The 16,542-nt window shown below is 69.4% G+C and carries 12 protein-coding genes and 1 riboswitch; of the genes, 3 read left to right on the top strand and 9 right to left on the bottom strand.

All coding sequences use genetic code 11. The annotated features are described in order from the left end of the window. Positions 1 to 38: 38 nt before the first annotated feature. The 4 genes from ASD43_RS06740 to ASD43_RS06725 all read right to left on the bottom strand — a co-directional run bounded on the left by ASD43_RS06740 (position 39) and on the right by ASD43_RS06725 (position 4,210). Positions 39 to 1,070 (bottom strand): TerC family protein, encoded by a 1,032-nt coding sequence (locus ASD43_RS06740; RefSeq protein WP_056415170.1) that lies wholly within the window; start codon positions 1,068 to 1,070, stop codon positions 39 to 41. A gap of 220 nt (positions 1,071 to 1,290) precedes the next feature. Then, on the bottom strand, positions 1,291 to 2,088 hold the full coding sequence (locus tag ASD43_RS06735; RefSeq protein WP_056415167.1) for an energy-coupling factor transporter transmembrane component T family protein: 798 nt from the start codon (positions 2,086 to 2,088) through the stop codon (positions 1,291 to 1,293). Then, positions 2,085 to 3,545, bottom strand: coding sequence for an ABC transporter ATP-binding protein (locus ASD43_RS06730; RefSeq protein WP_235564057.1), 1,461 nt, complete (start codon positions 3,543 to 3,545; stop codon positions 2,085 to 2,087). Before ASD43_RS06730 ends, ASD43_RS06735 begins: the two co-directional genes overlap by 4 nt. Next, entirely contained in the window at positions 3,542 to 4,210 is a 669-nt protein-coding gene (locus ASD43_RS06725) for an ECF transporter S component (protein ID WP_056415164.1), read from the bottom strand. Before ASD43_RS06725 ends, ASD43_RS06730 begins: the two co-directional genes overlap by 4 nt. After that, positions 4,204 to 4,313: riboswitch (TPP riboswitch) on the bottom strand. Its footprint overlaps the gene before it by 7 nt. Before the next feature lie 82 nt (positions 4,314 to 4,395). On the opposite strand from ASD43_RS06725, the gene ASD43_RS06720 reads away from it, so the two are divergent. Next, positions 4,396 to 6,018: a D-alanyl-D-alanine carboxypeptidase family protein gene (locus tag ASD43_RS06720; RefSeq protein ID WP_056415161.1), complete on the top strand. Its 1,623-nt coding sequence runs from the start codon at positions 4,396 to 4,398 to the stop codon at positions 6,016 to 6,018. A gap of 84 nt (positions 6,019 to 6,102) precedes the next feature. Here ASD43_RS06720 and ASD43_RS06715 read toward each other — a convergent pair whose 3' ends face one another. The 3 genes from ASD43_RS06715 to ASD43_RS06705 form a co-directional block, all read right to left on the bottom strand. Continuing rightward, the gene (locus ASD43_RS06715) at positions 6,103 to 8,346 is read right to left on the bottom strand and encodes an ABC transporter ATP-binding protein (protein ID WP_056415158.1); all 2,244 of its coding nucleotides are present in this window, start codon (positions 8,344 to 8,346) and stop codon (positions 6,103 to 6,105) included. Next, positions 8,343 to 10,070 carry an ABC transporter ATP-binding protein gene (locus tag ASD43_RS06710; protein WP_056415155.1) on the bottom strand — a complete coding sequence of 576 codons (1,728 nt, stop codon included), beginning with the start codon at positions 10,068 to 10,070 and terminating at the stop codon, positions 8,343 to 8,345. Before ASD43_RS06710 ends, ASD43_RS06715 begins: the two co-directional genes overlap by 4 nt. 168 nt (positions 10,071 to 10,238) lie before the next feature. Beyond that, positions 10,239 to 11,300 carry an enoyl-CoA hydratase/isomerase family protein gene (locus ASD43_RS06705; protein WP_056415153.1) on the bottom strand — a complete coding sequence of 354 codons (1,062 nt, stop codon included), beginning with the start codon at positions 11,298 to 11,300 and terminating at the stop codon, positions 10,239 to 10,241. 121 nt (positions 11,301 to 11,421) lie between these two features. Here ASD43_RS06705 and ASD43_RS16975 point away from each other — a divergent pair, with 121 nt between their 5' ends. Further along, positions 11,422 to 12,921: an ATP-binding cassette domain-containing protein gene (locus ASD43_RS16975; protein WP_082539297.1), complete on the top strand. Its 1,500-nt coding sequence runs from the start codon at positions 11,422 to 11,424 to the stop codon at positions 12,919 to 12,921. A gap of 81 nt (positions 12,922 to 13,002) precedes the next feature. Here ASD43_RS16975 and ASD43_RS06695 read toward each other — a convergent pair whose 3' ends face one another. After that, complete coding sequence (locus ASD43_RS06695; protein ID WP_056415150.1) at positions 13,003 to 13,452, bottom strand: hypothetical protein; 450 nt, start codon at positions 13,450 to 13,452, stop codon at positions 13,003 to 13,005. 147 nt (positions 13,453 to 13,599) lie between these two features. Between ASD43_RS06695 and ASD43_RS06690 the strand changes: the two genes are divergently transcribed. Then, positions 13,600 to 14,874 carry an HNH endonuclease signature motif containing protein gene (locus ASD43_RS06690; RefSeq protein ID WP_056415148.1) on the top strand — a complete coding sequence of 425 codons (1,275 nt, stop codon included), beginning with the start codon at positions 13,600 to 13,602 and terminating at the stop codon, positions 14,872 to 14,874. A gap of 209 nt (positions 14,875 to 15,083) precedes the next feature. Here the strand turns inward: ASD43_RS06690 and ASD43_RS06685 are convergent, their stop codons facing one another. Further along, positions 15,084 to 16,436, bottom strand: a complete 1,353-nt coding sequence (locus tag ASD43_RS06685; RefSeq protein ID WP_056415143.1) for a glutamate-1-semialdehyde 2,1-aminomutase — start codon at positions 16,434 to 16,436, stop codon at positions 15,084 to 15,086. Positions 16,437 to 16,542: the final 106 nt, after the last annotated feature.

Below are 16,542 nucleotides of genomic sequence, written 5' to 3'. Positions count from 1 at the left end.
GTCAGGGTCTGCGGACGCGTCGGAGCGGCGCGACTGGTTCACGAGTGTTCCTTCTGTGTGTCGGTGGTGAGGGGTGCAGAGGTCGAGGCCGCGGCCGCATCGATCCGGTCGTCGCGGCGCGTCTTCATGAGGCTGGCGACGGTCGCCACGGCGATGGTCGCGCCGATGAACACGAGCGAGAACCAGATGGGGATCTCGGGCGCCCACAGCATCGGCTCGCCGCCGTTGATGAACGGCAGCTCGTTGACGTGCATCGCGTGCAGCACGAGCTTGACGCCGATGAAGGCGAGGATGACCGCGAGACCCTGCGCCAGGTACACCAGGCGCTCCAGCAGACCGCCGATGAGGAAGTACAGCTGACGCAGACCCATGAGGGCGAAGGCGTTGGCCGTGAAGACGATGTACGCCTCTTCGGTCAGGCCGTAGATCGCGGGGATCGAGTCGACCGCGAAGATCAGGTCGATGAACCCGATCGCGATGATCACGAGGAACATCGGGGTGAAGAAGCGCTTGCCGTCGCGCTGGACGGTCAGGCGATCGCCGTTGTACTCGTTGCTCACGGGCAGGATGCGGCGCACGAGGCGCATGAAGCGGCCGTTGGCCGGGTCGGACTCGCCGTGGGCGAAGGCCTGGCGGTAGGCGAGGAACAGCAGCAGCGCGCCGAAGAGGTAGAAGATCCAGGAGTAGTTCTCGATCAGAGCCGCGCCGAGCGCGATGAATCCACCGCGCATGATCAGCGCGATGACGATGCCGATCATCAGCACCTTCTGCTGATACTTGCGCGGCACGGCGAAGCCGGTCATCACGATGAGGAAGACGAAGAGGTTGTCGATCGACAGCGCCTTCTCCGTGAGGTATCCGGCGAAGTACTCGCCGCCGTACGTCCAGCCCGACACCGCGCCGATTCCGACGCCGAACAGCAGTGCGAGGCCGATGTAGAACGCCGACCAGCGGGCGGACTCGCCGATGGTGGGCTCATGGGGCTTTCGCACGTGGGCGAAGAACTCGTACACGAAGAAGGCGATCGTGACGGCGATCGTGATGATCCACACGAGAGGCGTGATGTTCAAGAGGTCTCCAGAAGACGTAGGCGTGACGATGTCGACGCCAAGGTCTTCTCCATCCTCGCGAACGAGGACCGGGGACCCGGGATGCAGGGACATCCGTAATGACGAGCCGCCCGTGGTGGAGTACTCCCCTTGGGTTCACTCGATGCTAGCGAATACATCGGCATTCCAGCTATGAGAAAGCTGAATATCGGTGGGCGGTCGCCGATCAGGCGGTCGCGGATCAGGCGGTCGGGCCGAGGATGAAGTTCCACGCCCCCGTAGCCACGGCCGTCGCGATCGCGGCGGCCGGGATGACGGCGGCGAGGAGCACCAGCAGCGTGTCGCGCCGATCCCACCTCGACCCGCGGGCCCAGGATCTCGGTGTCGAGCCACCGAACCCGCGCGCCTCCATCGCCGTCGCCAGAGACGATCCGCGCCGGATGGCCAGCACGAACAGGGCGAACGCCATGCCGAACGCGCGGCGCACGCGCCCCTCGTCGGCCACGCCGCGGGCGCGCCGCGCGAGCCCGAGCGCGCGCCAGTCATCGGCGAGCAGCCCGAGCATCCGCATTCCGGCGAGTGCTCCGACCACGAAACGGGCGGGCAGCTTCACGCGCTGCGCGAGGTCGTCGGCGAGATCGGTGGGGTCGACGGTGACGAAGAGCACCACCGCGGGGAGTCCGATCGCGAGCACCCGCACGGCGGTCGCCGCGGCGAGCGCCAGCGATCCGTCGCTGACGCGCATGACCAGCCACTCGAAGTGGACCGTGCCGCTCGTCGCGCCGTACAGAGCGATGGTGACGGCGCTCAGGGGCGCCGCGACCCACAGCACGGCGGTGCGGATCCAGAACTCTCGGGCACGCAGGCCGGAGAGCAGCAGCAGCGGGATCTCCAGGAGCAGCGCGACGGATGCCGAGACGACGTCGATCGTCAGCACGAGCGGCACCGCGATGAGCAGGGCGGCGGCGAGCTTCGCCAGCGCGGAGCGCGGAGCGACGGGTCCCGGCCGCTCGATGCGGGCGGTCAGCGGGTCGATCACCGGACGACCTCGAGACGTCGGGCGTGCAGGGCCTCGAGGACGGCCTCATCGTGGCTGATCGCGACGACAGCGGCGCCTTGATCCCGCAGATCGGCGATCAGCGCGACGAGTTCGGCCCACGTGGTGGCGTCCTGACCGAACGTGGGCTCGTCGAGGACCAGCATCCGTGGGCGGGTGGCGAGCGCAGCGGCGACGGTCAGCCGCCGCTTCTCGCCCCCCGAGAGGGTGTACGGATTCGCCCCGGCGACCGCTGCGAGTCGCAGACGGTCGAGCAGCTCGTCGACGCGCGCGGTGATCTCGGGCTCCGGCATCCGCAGCGCCCGAGGGCCGACCGCCAGCTCGTCGCGCACGGTCTTCGCGAGCAGCTGATGCTCGGGAGTCTGCATCACGGTCGCGATGCGGGTGAGCAGCGCGCGCGACGACCATCGGAAGGGATCGTCCCGCTCGCCTGCAGCCAGGGCGGGAAGAGCGCGGACGCGGCCGCCCTCCGGCGGGAGCAGGCCTGCGAGGGTCAGCCCGAGCGTCGACTTGCCCGTGCCGTTCGCACCGGTCACCCCGAGCACCTCGCCGGCGCGCACCTCGAGGTCGAGCGGACCGGCGACGGGCAGGCCGCGCTGCCGGGCGACGGTGACGCCGCGGGCCTCGAGGAGGCGCTCCCCGGCGTCGTGTGCGGGAGAGGGGGGCGCGATCGGCGGATGCCCCGGCACCCAGACCCCGGATGCCGCGAGCTCCGCGCCGCGTGCCCCGAGCACCTCGTCCGGGCTGCCGTCGGCGAGCACGACGGTGCCGTCGGGGTCTGCGCCGAGCACGATCACCCGGGTGACCAGCGGCAGCCAGACGTCGATGCGGTGTTCGATCACGACGAGGGTCGCGCCGCTGACCTCGAGCGCCGCGGCCACGGCATCCCGCACGTCACGCACTCCCTGGGGGTCGAGATTGGCGGTCGGCTCGTCGAGCAGGATCGCGCCGGGTCGCATCGCGAGCACGCCGGCGAGTGCGAGCCGCTGCTTCTGCCCGCCCGAGAGCGCCGAGGTCGAGCGATCCATCGGGACGTCGAGCCGCACGGCATCCAGCGCCGCCCGCACACGGGTCCAGATCTCGTGACGGGGAACGCCGAGGTTCTCGCACCCGAAAGCCACGTCGTCACCGACCCGCGCGAGGATCGTCTGCGAGTCGGGGTCCTGCAGCACCATGCCCACCCGGCCGCGTTCTGCGGCCGCCGGACGACCGTCGACGAGCAGCGCGCCGTGCGTCTCGCCCTCGTCGGCCCCGCCGAGCACACCGCCGAAGCCCTGGAGCAGGGTGGACTTGCCCGCACCGGAGGAGCCGAGCAGCAGCACCCGCTCCCCCGGTTCGATACGCAGGTCGACGGCGCGCACGGCCCACCGCAGTCGCGTGGCGTACCGCCACCCCCAGCCACGGGCTTCGAGGGTGGCGGGTGTCGTGGGTGCGCTCACACCCGTGCGGTGACCTCACGACCGGCGGCGAACCGGCCGAGCGCGCCCGTGGCCGCGAGACCCCGGGCGATCAGCCAGGCTCCGAGCCCGGCGATCACGGCGCCAGAGATGGTGGTCGAGACGATGTAGACGGTGGTGAAGAGCGTGTCCGCCCCCGCGTACCAGAGGATGCGGTCGTTGATGCCGCAGGCGAGTCCCGCCCCGGCGCCGGCCAGCATCGCGACCGGGAGGCGCCAGACCCCGTACAGGAAGAGGAGGAAGACGAGCTCGGCTCCGAGACCCTGCACGAGGCCCGACACGATGGTGAGCGGACCCCAGGCATTGCCGACGAGGGCCGAGATGACCGCGGCCACCAGCTCGGTGTAGAGCGCCGCACCCGGCTTGCGGATGATCAGTGCCCCGAGCACGCCGGCGATCAGCCAGGGGCCCGCGAGGAGCCCCTGCACTCCGGGGAGCAGGGGCTTCAGGATGCTGCTCGGCACCTCGTACCCGACGTTCCAGAGCAGGAAGATCAGCGCGCAGGCGACGGCGATGACGCTGGCGACGACGATGTCGACGACCCGCCACCGCCACAGCTCCGGGCGGCCGAGGCCCGGAGAGGCCGAGGCGGCGGACGCCGATGCGGGTGCGGACCCGGTGGTGGATCCGGACGTGGATGTACTCATCAGTGACTCCTCCCTGCGCTGGCATGACCCAGATCAGGTTCGACGGTCGAAGCGCGATTCGCTCCCTCTCAGCCCGGCTCGCCGGACTCCCGTGGTTGTGCTCTCGATCTTACCCAGTGCCGACACTCCCGTCTGCTTCCGTTGCCGCGCCGCTGATCTGCGTGCGGGTTCGGTACCGTGAGGAGGTGACCGCTCCCGACTCCGCCGAGGCCACCCCGTCCGACGCCCTCGGCGCCGATGCACCCGGCACCGATGCCCCCGGTGCTGTCGCGACCGCCGATGCCGAGACCGGGGATGCTCGGACCGGGGATGCTGAGACCGTCGACGCCGAGACACCCGATGCTGCGACCGCCGCCCCTGCGGCGCTCGATGCCGAGATCATCGATGCGGAGATCATCGATGCGGAGACGCTCCACGCCGCGGCCGTCGATGCCGAGCCGCAGTGGGCGGATGCCGGCAGCGGCGGCACTCCCCTCACCTGGGTCGACCCGCTCGACGTCGCCGAGCACACGTCCTCGGGCTCCCTGGACACCGCGCCGCATCCGACCTCTGAGACCGGGCTGCTGAGCGACGCGAGCCTGCGCCCGGCGATCGCCCGTCCCGGGTTGCTGGTGCCCGCCGGCATCCTCGTCGGACTCGTCGCCGCGTACACCGGCACCACCCTGCTGTGGCCGCTGCACGAGGTGGCGCCGACCGTGCGGGCCGTGGAGATCGCTCCGGTCGCCGCCTCCGCGGCGGCGTTGACGTGGCCGGGGCAGGGAAGCGCTGCCGCCGGCATCGCCGGGATCGGCACCGCGTCGTCCTCCGTCGACCAGGCCGCGATCGCCAGCGTCACGAAGGTCGTCTCGAGCCTGATGGTGCTCGACAGGATGCCGCTCGCGGTCGGCGAGCAGGGTCCCGAGTTCGCCTTCACCCGCGCCGACAACCTCGCCTACTGGGACTACCGCCGCTCCGACCAGTCCGCTCTGGACGTGCCGGTGGGCGGCACCCTCACCGAGCTGCAGATGCTGCAGGGCACACTGCTCGGATCCGCGAACAACTACATCGATCGTCTCTCCCGCGAGATCTGGGGGTCGGAGTCGGCGTTCACCTCCGCCGCCACGCAATGGCTGGGCGATCGGGGTCTCGACGGCATCACGATCGTCACGCCCTCGGGGTTCGACGCCCGCAACACGGCCACCCCGGAAGCGCTGGTGGCGCTCGCCGAACTCGCGATGCAGAATCCGGTGTTCGCAGGCATCGTGGGCACCCCGTCGGTCGATCTGCCCGGAGCCGGAACCGTCGTGAACACCAACGGCATGCTCGCAGACCCGGGAGTGGTCGGAGTGAAGACCGGCACGCTCGACGACAGCTGGAATCTGCTGACGGCGAAGGACATCACCGTCGACGACACGACGGTGCACCTGTATGCCGCCGTGCTCGGCCAGACCGATGATGCACAGCGGCTGGCGGAGACGCGCTCCCTGTTCTCGCAGATCGAGACCGCACTGACGGGCCAGGCACCCGCCGTCCCGAAGGGCACGGTCGTGGGCGCCGTCACGACCCGATGGGGTACGACCACGGATGTCGTGACGGATGCCGACGCCGAACTCGTGCTGTGGAACGGAACGTCCGCGCAGACGACCACGACATTCACCCTCGGCGAGAACCGTGAGTCGGGTGAGGCGATCGGCACCGCGACGAGCGTCGGTCCGCTGAACACCGTGACCACCTCGGTCTCCCTCGTCGACGACGTCGAGGGACCGAGTCCCTGGTGGCGCCTGACGCACCCTCTCGAACTCTTCGGCCTCGCCGACGAGCAGCGCTGACCCCGGCAGCGAGCGGCTTCGGCGGCGGAACGAGAAAGCGAACGCCCCACCCGGATGATCGGGTGGGGCGTTCGCCGTCTGCGGTCAGTGCGTGGTCTCTCCGGCATCCGGGCGCTCCACGACCGCCTGGGCCGCGGCCGCCTCGGCGGTGGGGACCTGCGCCCCGACCGACGCACCGATCTGCGCGGCACTCGCCGCATCGTCGGCATCGCCGCTCACGACCACCGGAGTCGTCCCGGTGAGCGCGTCCTCGGCATCGATGTCGGTCGCGGCCTGCTCGAACTGCGACTGGTACAGCCGCCAGTAGGCGCCCTGTGCCGTGATGAGCTCGTCGTGCGTGCCCTTCTCGACGATGTCTCCGTGCTCCATGACGAGGATGAGATCGGCGTCACGGATCGTCGACAGCCGGTGCGCGATCACGAACGACGTGCGCCCCTGTCGCAGCGCGGCCATCGCGTTCTGCAGCAGCAGCTCGGTGCGGGTGTCGACGGCCGACGTCGCCTCATCGAGGATGAGGATCGACGGCTGGGCGACGAACGCTCGCGCGATCGTGATGAGCTGGCGCTCTCCCGCGGAGACGTTGGAGGCGTCTTCGTCGAGCACGGTGTCGTATCCCTCGGGGAGGGCGTGCACGAAGCGGTCGACGTACGTCGCCTTCGCGGCCTCGAGCACATCCGCGTCGGTCGCAGTGGACCGCCCGTACCGGATGTTCTCGCGGATGGAGCCCGCGAACAGCCACGGATCCTGCAGCACCATGCCCGTGCGCGAGCGCAGCTGGTCCCGCGTGATCTCGGAGATGTCCTGGCCGTCGAGGAGGATGCGCCCGCCGTCGAGCTCGTAGAACCGCATGATCAGGTTGACCAGCGTCGTCTTTCCCGCTCCGGTCGGTCCGACGATCGCCACGGTCTGGCCGGGCTCGACGCGGAACGACAGGTCGGTGATCAGCGGACGATCGGGCGTGTACGAGAACGCGACGTTCTCGAACTCGACGACGCCCTCGCCGTCGGCGAGCATCGGCGCATCGGGCTCGTCGGCCTCCTGCTCGTCGGTGTCGAGAAGCTCGAACACGCGCTCCGCCGATGCGGTTCCGGACTGCACGACCGCAGCCATGCCGCCCAGCTCCGACAGCGGCTGCGTGAACTGCTGCGAGTACTGGATGAACGCCTGCACGTCGCCGAGACGCAGCTGGCCGCTCGCGACCATGAGACCGCCGAGCACGGCGATGCCGACGTAGGTGAGGCTGCCGACGAAGGTCATCGCCGGCATGATGATGCCGGAGAGGAACTGCGCCTTGAAGCTCGCCTGGAACAGCTCCTCGTTCTCGTCCTTGAACTTGTCGAGGGCGTCTTTCTCGCGACCGAACACCTTGACGAGCGCGTGTCCCGAGAACGCCTCCTCGACGCGGGCGTTCAGGCGCCCCACCTTGCGCCACTGCGTTCCGAAGGCCTTCTGCGATCGCGGACCGATGACGCCGAAGATCACGCCCATGAGAGGCAGCGCGACGAGGGCGACGAGAGCGAGCTGCCAGGAGATCGAGAACATCAGCACCAGCACGCCCACGACCGTCAGCACGGCGGTGATCGCGCCCGACAGCGACTGCTGCATGGTCTGCGTGATGTTGTCGATGTCGTTGGTCACGCGCGAGATCAGGTCACCGCGCTGCACCTTGTCGAAGTACGACAGCGGCAGGCGGTTGATCTTCGCTTCGACCGACTCGCGCAGGCGCCACATGGTGCGCACCATGATGACGTTGATGACGTAGCCCTGGATCCAGCTGAGGAAGGCCGCGACGATGTAGATCGCGAGCACGGCGATGATCACCCACCGCAGCGCCTCGAAGTCCACCCCCTCGCCGACCCGGAAGTCGCCGAGGGCCGAGATCTGGTTCGCGTAGTCGTCCTGCCCTCCCTGGCGGAGCGCCTCGACCACGTCGTCCTTCGCGGTGCCGGCGGGGAAGCCCGGGAAGTCTCCGTTCGCCTGCGCGAGCTGCACGGAGATGAAGCCCTTGTAGATGAGGTTGGTCGCCTCGCCGAGCACCTTGGGGGCGGCCACCGTCAGCACGACGCCGACGGCACCCGCGATCGACACCAGGATGAACCACACGGCGGACGGCTTGAGCAGACCGATCATCCGGCTGAAGCTCTTGCCGAAGTTGTCGGCCTTGCCCGGTGCGACGCTGTCCCAGCCGCCGCCGTTCTGGCGTGCCTTCTCGGCGAGCTCGGCCTCGTACTTCTCTTCCTCGGTCAGTTCCGGCTCGGCCGGCTGCGCGACGTCCGTCTCGGCGGCGGCGCGACCACGTCGGGTCTTCGGCGTGTTCTGCTCGCTCATGCGTCCACCCCCAGCTGCGACTCGACGATCTCCCGATAGGTCGTGCTCGTCTCGAGCAGTTCCTCGTGCGTGCCGACGCCGACCATGGTGCCTCCCTCGAGCACGACGATGCGGTCCGCATCCGTGATGGAGGACACTCGCTGAGCGACCACGATCTTCGTGACATGGGGCAGTTCGCGCCACAGCGCCTGCCTCAGGCGGGCGTCCGTGGTGAGGTCGAGAGCGGAGAACGAGTCGTCGAAGACGAGGATCTGCGGCTGCCGGACGATCGCACGGGCGATCGCGAGACGCTGCCGCTGACCCCCCGACACGTTCGTACCGCCCTGCGTGATGCGCGACTCGAGCCCCTGCGGCATCTCCTCGACGAAGTCGCGACCCTGCGCGATCTCGAGCGCATGCCAGAGCTCCTCATCGGTGGCCTCCTCGCGTCCGTAACGGAGGTTCGATGCCACGGTTCCGGTGAAGAGGAACGGGCGCTGCGGCACGAGGCCGATCGTCGCCCACAGCGATTCCACATCGGCCTCGCGCACGTCGACGCCCCCGACGGAGACAGCGCCGCCCGAGGCGTCGAACAGGCGGGGGATCAACGACACCAGCGTGGTCTTGCCCGCACCCGTCGATCCGACGATCGCCACGGTCTCTCCGGGTTCTGCGCCGAAGCTGATGCCCGTGAGCACGGGCGAATCGGCACCCGGGTACGTGAACTCGACGCCGTCGAAGGCGACGGATCCGGGCGTCGGGAAGTCGGTGACGCCGTTCGTCGGACGCTCCATGCTGGACTCCGTGTCGAGGACCTCTCCGATGCGCTCGGCCGAGACGGCCGCACGGGGGATCATGATCGCCATGAAGCTGGCCATGATCACGCCGCCCATGATCTGACCGATGTACTGCATGAAGGCGAAGATCGTTCCCACCTGCACGGTGCCGCTGTTGACCTCGATCCCTCCGAACCAGACGACGGCGACCACGGTGACGTTGAGGATGAGCATGAACAGCGGGAACAGGAGGACGAAGAGGGAGCCGACCTTGCGACCGACGACCATGATGTCCGTGTTCGCGCCGCGGAAGCGCTCCTCTTCGATGCGTTCGCGCACGAAGGCGCGCACCACGCGGACTCCGGTCAGCTGCTCGCGCATGACGCGGTTCACGGTGTCGAGCCGGCCCTGGTAGCTGCGGAAGAGGGGCACCATCCGGCTGACGACGAGACCCGCCACGATCAGCAGCAGCGGAACGGAGACCGCGATCAGCCAGCTGAGGCCGATGTTCGTCTGCACCGCGAAGATGATGCCGCCGATCGCGAGGAGGGGCGCGGTGACGAGCATCGTCGCACCCATCATCGCGAGCATCTGCACCTGCTGCACGTCGTTGGTGTTGCGGGTGATGAGCGAGCCCGCACCGAACTGCGACACCTCGCGCTCGGAGAATCCGCTCACCTTTCCGAAGACGTCGGCGCGGATGTCGCGACCGGCGCTCATCGACGCGCGCGCGGCGAAGTACGTGGCGATGACCGACGCGGTGATCTGCCCGAGCGACACGGCGAGCATGAACAGCCCGGTGCGCCAGATGTAGTCGGTGTCGGACTGCGCGACGCCCTTGTTGATGATGTCTTCGTTCAGACGGGGCAGGTAGAGAGTCGCGATCGCGCTGGCGAACTGGAAGACCAGCACGGCCACGAGCAACCACTTATAGCGGGACAGATATCGGACGAGGATTTTTCCCAGCACAGGCGGACTTTCTAGGAAGGATGGCGTCGCTGATCTCTCGGCGGGCGGACGCGGGCCGACGATCGCGCACAAGCTAGAGTGCCACGAACCGCCGACATTCGTATCCCCCTGCCGGTGGACCTTCGCTCACAGCGAACCGACGCCACCCGCTCGGCGGCCCCGCCGTCGTCAGAACAGCCGCGGCTCCGGCACGAACTCGCGGGCACCGGCACCGGCATCCGCGGGCAGGTCGGCGACGGATGCCGGATCCCACCGCGGGTTCCGATCCTTGTCGATCAGCTGCGCGCGGATCCCCTCGACGAGGTCGGGGTGCCGCGTGACGAACCACATCACACGCCGGTATTCGCCCTCGAGCGCTGCGCGCAGCCCCGGGAGCTCGCGCGCCTCGCGGACGGCGTCGAGGGTCACCGCCAGCCCGGTCGGCGCCAGGGATTCGAGCACCTCGGCAGCCGCGGCGGCCTCGGGAGCATCGTGCGCGTGCAGGCGCTCGAGGATGCCCGCGACCGTGTCGGCGGAGAACGCCTCGTCGATCCATCCGCGGGACTCGGGAAGAGCGGACGGCTCGGGGGTCTCGTCGAAGAGCAGCACGATCTCGGCGGGCCCGGTCGGGTCCGCACGGTAGGCGAGCGCCTCGCGCAGGGCGTCGAGCCGGTCGGAGGGCACGAAATGGTCGGCGAACCCGAGCAGCACCGCATCGGCGCCGTCCATGGTGCCGCCGGTGAGACCGAAGTACTCCCCGAATCGTCCGGGCGCCCTCCCGAGCAGCCACGTCCCGCCGACATCCGGGGTGAACCCGATGCGAGTCTCCGGCATAGCGATCTTCGAGCGCTCGGTGACGATGCGGATCGAGGCGTGCCCGGAGAGCCCGACCCCGCCGCCCATCGTGATGCCGTCGGCGATCGACACGATCGGCTTCGGGTACTCGGCGATCATCGCGTTGAGCGCGTACTCCGCGCGGAAGAACTCCGCCGCCTCGTCCGCATGACCCGCCACGATCTGCGCATGCAGGCCCCGCACGTCGCCGCCGGCGCACATCCCCCGCTCGCCCGCCCCGTCGATGACGACGATCTGCACGTCGGTGTCGTCCCGCCACGCCTCGAGGGCCTCGGCCAGCAGCCGGACCATCCCGAAATCGAGCGCGTTGATGGCTTCGGGCCTGTTCAGGGTGAGCCTGCCGAGGGCGCCGTCGGTGCGGACGAGGACCCGGGGGACGTCGAGGGAATCGGTCACGGGTGCCAGGCTACCCCGTACATTCGGCCTTGCCACGGCGGCCGTTCGTGGGGTAAATACGCGATCCGGCGGCTTTTCCGGCAGGATAGACGGAACTGCCCACTGCAACGAGAGGTCGCAGATGCCCGACGGACAGGTGCTGGAGTTCACGCACGTGACCAAGCGCTTCAATGACGTGACGGCGGTGTCCGACTTCTCCGCGCGAGTCGAGCCCGGCGTCGTGACCGCTTTCCTCGGCCCGAACGGAGCCGGAAAGACGACGACGCTGCGCATCCTCCTCGGTCAGGTGCGCGCCACCAGCGGAACCGCGACGATCGGCGGTGTCGCGTTCCCCGACCTGCGTCATCCACTGCGCACCATCGGATCGGTCCTCGAGGAGACGGCCTACCGTCCCCGCCGCTCGGCCGAACGCCAGCTCACCATCGCGGCCAAGGCGAACGGCATCCCGCTCTCCCGCGTCGACGAGGTGCTCGCGCTGGTCGGTCTCGAGCACGAGGCTGAGGGCCGCATCGGCAGCTTCTCACTCGGCATGCGCCAGCGCCTGAGCGTCGCGCACGCCCTGCTCGGCGACCCGGGCGCTCTCGTCTTCGACGAGCCGGCGAACGGCCTCGACCCCGAGGGCATCCGCTGGATCCGTCTCCTGATGCGCCGGCTCGCCGACGAAGGTCGCACGGTGCTCGTCTCCTCGCACGTCCTGAGCGAGGTCGAGCAGGTCGCCGACAACGTGCTTGTGCTCTCGAAGGGCCAGCTGATGCTCTCGAGCGGCATCGAGACGCTCGCCGATCCGTCGTCCGGATCCGTGGTCGTCGACGCCGCCGATCGCGCCGCGCTCACCACCGCGCTCTCGGCCGCCGGGCTCGAGGTCGAGGTGCTCCGCTCCGGACTCACGGTGCGCGGCAGCGACGCCGGAACGGTCGGTGCGATCGCGGCATCGGCCGGGATCGCGCTCAGCACGCTCGTGCAGCGCGGCCCCACCCTCGAAGACGTCTTCATCGATCTCGTGCGCGGCGGCCGGTTCGAGCCGCGCGCCGACGCAGCACCTGCGGCGATCGAGGCGCCTGCCGTCGTCGAGACGCCTGAGGCTCTCGTCGCGGCTGAGGCGGTCGTCGAGGCTGAGACTGAACCTGCTGTCGAGGCTGCGGACGACCAGAACGACGTCCCGGGCGAAGCGTCTGCCGAGGAGTCGGAGCCTGTCGAGTCCGAGGCGCCTGCCGAGGAGTCGGCAGCCGCGGAGGAGGAACCGGTGTCAGCCGAGACCGACGCACCTGCCGAGTCCGCCGAGGATGCGGCGTCAACCGGATTCGAGGCACCTGCCGAGTCCGCCACCGCACCGTCTTTCGACGAGATCCTGTTCGGCACGACGCCGGCGAGTACTGCAGACGACGAGGCGGAGGACGACGACCCGCGGTCCGCAGCCGTCAGCTCCATGCTCGCCCAGGCGGCTCGGGCGTATTACGAGGACGAGCCGAGGGAGTACCCGCTCGAGAACGCGTCGAGTGAGAACAGCGTCGTCGAGAGCATCGACGAGACTGCTCCCGAGGGTGCTGCGCCCGAGGGTGCTGCCGACGAGGGTGCTGCCGACGACTCGGAGCAGAACGACTCCGAGCCTCATCGTTACTGAGACCTGACGTGAACGCCCTCCACGCCGCACGGCGGTGGAGGGCGTTCCTCGTTCATGAGGGAGTCTCGGCGCTCCCCGGCCTCACGCCGGACGCGGGCGGATCACCGGACGCCGGCTTCCCTTCGACACGGGGACCGGGGAGGTGGCGACGATCTCCTCGACATCCGCGGGCTCATCCGTCACGTCGAGCCTGAGCGCCTGCGTCAGTGCGAGACCGTGGCTCGTGGTGAGGATCAGTCGCCGGTACTGGTCGTCGCCGAGGAGGTCGACGACGACGCTCGGTCGCCGCCTGCGGATCAGCACGAAGTCGGTACTGCCGGCGGCCTTCCACGTTCCGGCGGCGAGGATGCCCGGAATGTGCGTCCCCGGATTGGGAACTCCCCGAAGCCACGTCCACGCGTCGTCGATCAGCTGCACCTTCGCGATGGTCTCTCGCTCGATGCGGAGATTGTCGCGGTGAAAGCTCGCAGCCCGCTCGATCGGCGAGAGCACGACCTCGAGTCGCGTCTGATCAAGCAGCAACGTCACCATGCGTCCAGTCTGCCAGCGGCACCCGCCCAGATGTCTGTGTCTTGCTCACAGGAAGGCAACGATCCCTTGTCGGTTCCCACGTGTCCACGTCTTTCTCCCATTCCGATGTTCTGCTCGACATTCGAACAAACGTACTAGAATCGGAGTATGACCTCGACCACAGACCTCAGCCTCGAACAGCGCGGTGCGCTGCTCGATTCCTGGGTCGAGAAGCGACGTCAGATCGCCCGACTGGAGGCAGAGGCGTCTGACATCCTCGCCGAGCGGATGCGGCTCTGCACGGCCGAGTCCGACGAGCACCCGTACCACCGCGACGCGATCCATCGATCCATGGTCGCGGAGTACGCGGCCGCCGGGCAGATGAGCCAGGGCAGCGTCGAATACGCGCTCACAGACGCGGGATTCCTCGCCGACGGCCGCCACCCCCGCGTGCAGGAGGCGTTCCGAGCCGGAGCGATCTCGTCCGCACACGTCCGCGAGATCGTGCGGGCGGCGGGAGTGGTCCGAGAGGCCGTGAACAACGGACGGGCCGACTCCGATGCGCTGCCGTTCTACGACAGCGCGGCGGTCATCGTCGCAGAGCACGAGACGCCGGCCCGCACCCGCGCGCACATGCGCGAGCTCGCCGCCGCCCTCGCCGGCTCGACGACGGTGGAGCGTCACGCACGAGCGACATCGGAGCGCACCGTCACGCTGCGGTCCGCCGACGACGGCCTCTCCGTCCTGAGCGTCGTCCTCCCCGAACACCTCGCCACGGCGATCCACGACCGTCTCACCCGGCTGGCGCGGGTGGTGATCGCGGGGCGGAACGGCGACGGGATCCAGGTCGAGATGACGGACTCACGCTCCATCGATCAGGTGCGCACCGACCTCCTCATCGACCTGCTCCTGACCTCCGACCCGAGCGCGGCGAACGGCTCGGGTCTCGACAACATCCAGGCTCGGATCCAGGTGACCGTCGCGGCGACGACGCTCGCCGGGATCGATGACCGTCCTGCCCACCTCGACGGACACGGACCACTGCACCCCGGCGTCGCCCGCGACCTCGCGGGACGCAACGGCGGGTGGTCGCGTCTGTTCCTCGATCCGTCAGGGCTCGTCGTGGAGACGGATGCCTACACCCCGACCGAATCGATGCGACGATTCCTGCGGGCCAGAGATCAGCACTGCCGATTCCCGGGATGCAGGATGCCGGTGCATCGATGCCAGCTCGACCACACGTTCGATCATGCGAAAGGCGGCAAGACCGAGATCCACAACCTGGGTCACCTGTGCGCGACCCACCATGCGCTCAAGCATCCCGACGTCGGCGACGACCATCGATGGACCGCCCGCCAGCTCCCTGACGGAACCATCGACTGGCGGAGTCCGCTCGGACGCACCTACCGTGATAGTCCGCCGCGCCGGGTCATGTTCGTATGACGACCCGGGAGGTTTGCATGACGACCAGGGACGGTCGCGTGACGACCCGAGACGTTCGCATGACGACGTGGCACGGTCGCGTGACAACCCGAGACCGAGACGCCGAACACGTTCGCGTGACGACCCGCGACGGATGCGCGACGACCCGAGACGGATGCGCGACGACCCGAGACTTTCGCGCGACGGTCAGAGCGAAGACAGCCGCGTGCTCACGCCGTCGCGGCGGGGGCAGTCGCTGCCGGGTCCGTGGCGGCGGCCGCGGCACGAGCGGCGATCGGCAGCGCCGCCTCGATCCTCTGCAGCTCCTCTTCGCCGTGCGCGGCGGTGAGGAACCATGCTTCGAACACGCTCGGCGGCAGGGCGACGCCCTGCTCACGCATCGCGTGGAAGAACGGCGCGTAGCGGAACGACTCCTGCGCCAGTGCGTCGGCGTACGTGCGGGGCGACGACGCGCGGAACGACCCGCTGAACAGGCTGCCGGCGTGCGCGACGGCGTGGGTCACGCCGGCATCCGTGAGCGCGGCATCGAGCGCCGCCGAGACCCGGGCGGCCGCGGCATCGACCGTGGCGTAGACCTCCGGGGTCGCGAGCCTCAGCGTGGCGAGACCCGCGGCGACCGAGAGCGGGTTACCCGAGAGCGTGCCCGCCTGGTACACCGGGCCGAGCGGCGCCAGCATGTCCATGACCTCTGCGCGTCCACCGAGAGCAGCAAGAGGCATCCCCCCGCCGACGACCTTGCCGAAGGTGATGATGTCGGGCAGATACTGCTCTCCCGCCTCCGCCTGCAGGCCCCAGAATCCCGCCGGATGCACGCGGAAGCCGGTGAGCACCTCGTCGAGGATCAGCAGCGCGCCGTGCGCGTGGGCGGTGTCGGCCAGCAGCCGGTTGAAGCCGGGCGCGGGGGGCACGACGCCCATGTTGGCCGCAGCCGCCTCGACGATCACCGCGGCGATGCGATCGCCATGCTCGGCGAACACCTCCTCCAGCGCCCCAGGGTCGTTGTAGTCGATCACGAGCGTCTGTGCCGCGATCGGTGCGGGGACACCCGCCGAACCGGGCAGGGCGAGCGTGGCGACACCCGAACCTGCCGCGGCGAGCAGGCCGTCGGAATGTCCGTGATAGTGGCCGGCGAACTTCACCAGCAGGTCGCGTCCCGTCGCACCACGAGCGAGACGGATCGCCGTCATCGTGGCCTCCGTGCCGGTCGACACCAGACGCACGCGCTCGACGGGCCGGGCCTCGCCGACACGCACGCGCTCGGCGATCACGGACGCGAGTTCGACCTCGCCCTCGGTCGGAGCGCCGAAGGACAGACCGCGGGTCGCCGCCTCCTGCACCGCGGCGACGACCTCGGGCTGCGCGTGCCCGAGCAATGCAGGACCCCACGACGCGACCAGGTCGACGTAGTCGGTGCCCGCGGCATCGGTGACCGTCGCACCCGACGCCGACGCGAGGAAGCGCGGCGTTCCACCGACCGAACCGTACGCGCGCACCGGCGAGTTCACGCCACCGGGGATCACCGCACGGGCAGCGGAGAACAGGTCGTCATTGCGGTCGGTCACAGCACACTCCTCAGCGATGCGCGGAGGTCTCCCGGCATCTCCTCCAGGCTAGCCCGAAGACCTGGGCACAGGACCCAGACCCGAAGACAGGACTCAGACCCGAAGA

Source organism: Microbacterium sp. Root553 (assembly GCF_001426995.1).
Taxonomy (GTDB): Bacteria; Actinomycetota; Actinomycetes; order Actinomycetales; family Microbacteriaceae; genus Microbacterium.
This window is presented reverse-complemented; position numbering and strand designations above follow the sequence as displayed.